Origin of the sequence: Nonomuraea corallina (assembly GCF_027620315.1) — a bacterium.
GTDB lineage: Bacteria > Actinomycetota > Actinomycetes > Streptosporangiales > Streptosporangiaceae > Nonomuraea > Nonomuraea corallina.
Genome location: NZ_JAPNNL010000287.1, coordinates 1 through 4,794, shown reverse-complemented (window position 1 = coordinate 4,794; position 4,794 = coordinate 1). Strand labels below are relative to the sequence as shown.

At 71.9% G+C, this 4,794-nt stretch carries 4 protein-coding genes; 1 reads left to right on the top strand and 3 read right to left on the bottom strand.

Annotated features, from left to right (window positions below; genetic code table 11):
* On the bottom strand, positions 1-822 hold an 822-nt coding region (locus OUY22_RS35650), incomplete at its 3' end, for a thioesterase II family protein (RefSeq protein ID WP_270159730.1).
* Between the two features lie 970 nt (positions 823-1,792).
* Here OUY22_RS35650 and OUY22_RS35645 point away from each other — a divergent pair.
* A complete protein-coding gene (locus OUY22_RS35645) occupies positions 1,793-2,638 on the top strand; it encodes an alpha/beta fold hydrolase (RefSeq protein WP_270159729.1) in 846 nt (281 codons plus the stop codon).
* Here OUY22_RS35645 and OUY22_RS35640 read toward each other — a convergent pair.
* Both OUY22_RS35640 and OUY22_RS35635 read right to left on the bottom strand, forming a co-directional pair.
* A complete protein-coding gene (locus OUY22_RS35640; RefSeq protein WP_270159728.1) occupies positions 2,539-3,399 on the bottom strand; it encodes an FRG domain-containing protein in 861 nt (286 codons plus the stop codon). The two genes, OUY22_RS35645 and OUY22_RS35640, sit on opposite strands and share 100 nt — an antisense overlap.
* A 60-nt stretch (positions 3,400-3,459) precedes the next feature.
* Entirely contained in the window at positions 3,460-4,692 is a 1,233-nt protein-coding gene (locus OUY22_RS35635) for a PP2C family protein-serine/threonine phosphatase (protein WP_270159727.1), read from the bottom strand.
* Positions 4,693-4,794: the final 102 nt, after the last annotated feature.

The following is a 4,794-nucleotide window of genomic DNA, read 5'->3' as shown; positions in this document are numbered from 1 at the left end:
GGCGAGGTCGCCGGCCCCGTGGCTCACCGCGATGAGCCCGCCGTCCGGGTCGTCCCCGTAGGCGGACAGCACCCGCGCCGCCTCCGGGTCCTCGGCGTCCGTGGGCGGGGTGGACAGCCAGAGGTGGATCTCGTCGGAGGCCGGGAGGGGGTGGGTTCCGGCGACGTCGGCGGCGATGAGGGCCGCCACGTCGGCCGGCCGGTCCTTGACGAACAGGTGGCCGCCCACCAGGGTGCGCAGGCGGAAGCCGGCCGTGGTGTGGCGGGCCCAGCCGAGCAGGTCCGGGACGGCCACCTCGCCGTCGTCCAGGCCGGTGAAGGCGACGATCGGGGTGTCGAGGGGCGGTTCGGGCTCGTACCGGTAGCGCTTGATCCAGGCGAAGTCGGCGCGCAGCACCGGAAGCAGCAGCTCGCGCAGCTCGGGTTCGTGCTTGAGCTCCGGCAGCGCGCCGGCGCGGCGGACGAGCTGGTCGATGAACGTCTCGTCCGGCAGGTCCGCGGTGGCGGCGAGGGGAACCTTGCGATGCGGCGGGTGCCCGCCGCCCACGTACAGCCGCGCGGGCGGCGGCAGGCCGCGCCGGCGCAGCTCGCGCGCCACTTCGAAGGCGAGCCGCGCGCCCATGCTGTGCCCGTACAGCGCGTACGGTTCGCCGGTCGCGGGCTCGATCTCGTCGGCGATCTCGCCGATGGTGAAGGCGGGCGGCTCGGTGATGCGGTTCTCGCGGCCGGGGAGCTGGATGGGGGTCACCGTGAGGCCGTCGAGCTCGCGCAGCAGGCCGCGGTAGGAGCTCGCCCCTCCTCCGGCGTAGGGCAGGCAGAACAGGGTGCGGGCGATGGGAGAGTCCAGGGTGTGGGAAGCGGGTTGCGCCGCCGTCAGGCCGGTGATGGTCCAGCACCTCCCCGGCGAGCCGTGAAGGTTGTCGAAGGGTGGCGGATTCGTCGCTCAACGCACAGGCCGTCAATCGCCATGTTACGGCGCTCCTCGACAAATACCACAGTACAAACTGAACAAATCAGGAATTACTACCAAGCGTCACTTCATTTCGTGCGATGCAGCGCGGTGGCGCGGCAAGAACTCTTATATCCAGGTTGGGTTGGCCGCGTCAACGCCGCTATTCCCGCGGCATCTTCCGTCAGCGCGACACAAATGAGGCCCGGAGAACTCTTGCCGAGACGGTCGGGGGATGATAGAGGCGTGCCTCACGACCGAATGTGACCGAAACCCCGATGCGGCGAACCGAATCCCAGAACTTCTGGGGTTTATGTCTGACTTATACCATTCAGGGGTGTTCTAGTGGTGGTCGTCCCGCTATCTGGTCGCGGGCACGCCTCCGCCCGCCCGCCCCGGCACGTCCGGCGGGCACCGCGCCCTTCTGACCGATCGGCTCGTGACAAGAATTCCCGGCCGGTGCGGTTTTTCGTCAGAGCGGCGCCCGTCCGCCACGACGGAGGAGGGCCGGGAGGCCGCCTCACGCGTGATCACACGCCTCTCCTGGGTGACCAGAATAGGGACCTGTCAAGACACGCCGACATTCGCCAGATATCGGCCGTAACCACCGTGACCAGGTGAGTGACCGCGTTATCCCGGGACCGGAACCCCCGCCCGGCCCGGCCGGGGCGGACTTCATGACACCGGCGCGTCCTGGTTTCAACAGAGGATGTAAGAATGCGGGAGAAGTGGAGAGGTTTATTTCCCTGTCATTATCAGGACCATTTCACCGGGGAATGCGCACCGGTGTGACGGAGAAACATCGCCGGGTTTGAGCACCTCGCACAAAGGTAGGGCGTCGCTCGTGAGCGGATTGCGGGTGCGTGAGCGCTGGGACGTCGCCGGCGGCCGCCGGGTGCGCAGCCTGGAGGCGGGGCACGGCGGCGAGACGGTCGTGCTGCTGCCCGGCCTGGGCGCGGTCGGCTACATGAAGGACACGCTGGCCGGCTGCGCCTCGTGGGCGCGCGCGTTCCTGCTGGACGTGCCGGGGTTCGGGCACCGGCCCCCGCGGCCGTGCCCGGCCGAGGTGCCCGCCATCGCCGCCGTGCTGGGCGCCTGGCTGGAGACGGTGCCCGAGGGTCCCGTGATCCTCGCCGGCCACTCCAGCGGCGCCCAGGCCGCGCTGCGGGCCGCCGCCGCGCACCCTGAGCGGGTGCGGGCGCTCGTGCTGCTCGGGCCGACGTTCCCGCCGCGCCAGCGGACGCTGCCGCGGCTGGTGCTGCCCTTCCTGCGCACCGTCGTACGCGAGCCGCCCGGCGTGCTGCCCGCCACGCTCCCATACCTCCTGCGCGGCGGACCGGCCGCGGTGTTGCGGTGCGTCCGCACGGCGCAGGCCGACGCGCCGGAATACCTGATCGGCAAGATCTCCTGCCCGGTGCTGGTCGTCCGGGGCGCCCGCGACCGCATGTGCCCGAAGGCGTGGGCCGACGGCCTGGCCATCACCGCCCCCGCCGGCCGGTCGGTGACGGCGCCGGGCGCGCACACGTTCCCGCTCCAGCACGGCGGCATGACGGCCACGCTGATCGCGGAGGCCGCCAGGGCGGCCGGGCCCTACGCGCCCATCCAGCCCTCCTCCTGCCGCCCGGAGCCGCCGGCCATCGTGCTGCCGTCGTCCTCCCCGGCGCCGCGGTCGACCTCTCCCGGCGTGTAGTAGCGGCGCAGCCAGGCCGCCAGCCCGTCCAGCCCTGGCAGCAGCACCCGCTCGGTGATGCCGGCCTGGTCCAGCCGTTCCCTGATCTCCGACTTGATCCGGGCCGGGACCAGCCAGCCCCGCCACAGCTCCGGATGCGCGGCCAGCCACTCCTGCACCTGGTAGGCGGGGGACGAGGTCGCCGACAGCACCGACGACTGGTTCACCACCCGCTCGTCCAGCGACGGCGGCTCGAAGAACGCCAGGAACGGCCGGTCCCCGCCCAGCCGGCCGAACTCCTCCAGGTCGTGGGCCGCCCGCGCGAGCATCTCGGTGCTGAACACCAGCGCACCCTCCCGGTCCAGCTCGGCGCGGAGCGGGCCGGGCAGCAGCCGGTGCGCCCGCTCGCAGTCGACGGCCAGCAGCGCCCCGTCGTCCTCCGGCCAGGACGCGGTCGCGAAGTGCAGCGCCACCAGCGGCGAGAACGTCCAGTCCAGCAGCCGGGTGGGCAGCCCGTGGTGCCGGCCGAGCGCCAGCCAGTCCCACACGGTCTCCCCCGGCGTGGCGCGGCAGGCGTACTTGCGGAAGTTGCGCACCAGGTGCGGCTCCAGCGCGGCGTAGTCGCCGCGCAGCCGCGACAGGCTCGACACGTGCGAGTACGTGCTGCGGGCCAGCCCGCGGAAGACCAGCGGCGAATGCGCGTGGCCGGTTCCGCGCGGCCTGCTGGCCTCGCAGATCGCGTCGTCCAGCTCCCGCCAGGACGACACCTCGTGCAACCTCATCCCCGCACCGCTGCCCCCGGGCACGCCGTTCACACCGGTGACCTGCGGTGAGGGCGGGATTCAGACGGCGCGGCCGTGCCATTCGGTCAGGAGCACCGTCGCGTCGTCCTGGAGACAGCCGTCATGGTGGTCCATGACGTCCTTGATGAGCCGGCGCAGCGTCTCGGGCACCGGCAGGTCGGCGCAGGAGTGACGGACGATGAAGTCGACGAACCGTACGATCCCGAACTCCTCGCCGCGGGGGCGGCCCGCCTCGATGATGCCGTCGGTGTAGAGGAGCAGCCGGTCGCCCGGTTCGAGCTGTTCGTGGCAGATGTCCACCGGGAGTTCCAGGCCGAGCCCGAGCGGCGGCGTCGGCGGGCACTCCAGCGTGGTGATCCAGCGGCCGCCCCTGATGAGCACCGGCGGGTGGTGGCCGCGGTTCACCCACGACAGGATGCCGGTGCGCAGGTCGAAGTCGGCCATGACGGCCGTGACGAACCGGGCCGTCTCCCCGAACTCGCGCAGCATCAGGTTCTCGATCGCCTCGCTCGCCTCGGCCAGGTCGGCGCCCTGGCGGCGCAGGTTGCGGCTGGCGGCCATGACCAGGTTGGCGGTCAGCCCGGCGGCCACGTCGTGGCCCATCGCGTCGAAGATGGCCAGGTGGACGTCGCCGTCGCCGAGCGCGTAGTCGAAGGCGTCGCCGCCGACCTCGTAGGCCGGTTCCAGCACGCCGGCGATCGTCACCTCGGCATTGGAGAACGTGAGCGGCGGCAGCAGGTGCCAGAGCATCTCGGCGGCGACGTTCATCCGCCGCGAGCGCACCAGGTGGGTGAAGGAGTCGCTGAAGGAGCGCTTGCCGGCGACCAGGAGCGCCAGCAGCCCGGCCAGGGCGACCACGTCGTCCTCCGCCGCGCTGTCCGGCGCCTCCACCAGGACGCGCAGCACGCCCAGCCGCTCGGCGCCGTTGCACAGCGGCACCCACCAGCACTCCATGCCGCTCTCGGCGGGCTTGCGCAGGATGCGCACCTCCTGGAAGGCGCGGCCGGCGAAGGTGGCGTCGATGCGCAGCTCGTCGGGCGGCTTGTCCTCGGCGACGTCGTCCGGCGCGCCCGCGTGACCGGCCGGCCCGTCGTGCTGGGCGAGCAGCCGCAGCGTGGTCTGCTGCAGGTCGGTGAGATAGATCAGGCACTGCCGTACGCCGACGCGCGGGGCGTGCCGGGAGGCCAGGAGCGGCAGCTCCTCCAGGGTGGCCTGCTGGCCTTCCCGCAGCAGCCCGCTCAACACGTCATGGACCTCACGAGGGCCGCTCATCGCCTTTCGCCCCCTATTTCGCCTTTCGTGGATGCTCGCCATTATTCGCGGTCACTACGTCCGGCCGGTCCAAGCCGGTGCCAAACATCGGCAAACGCGACC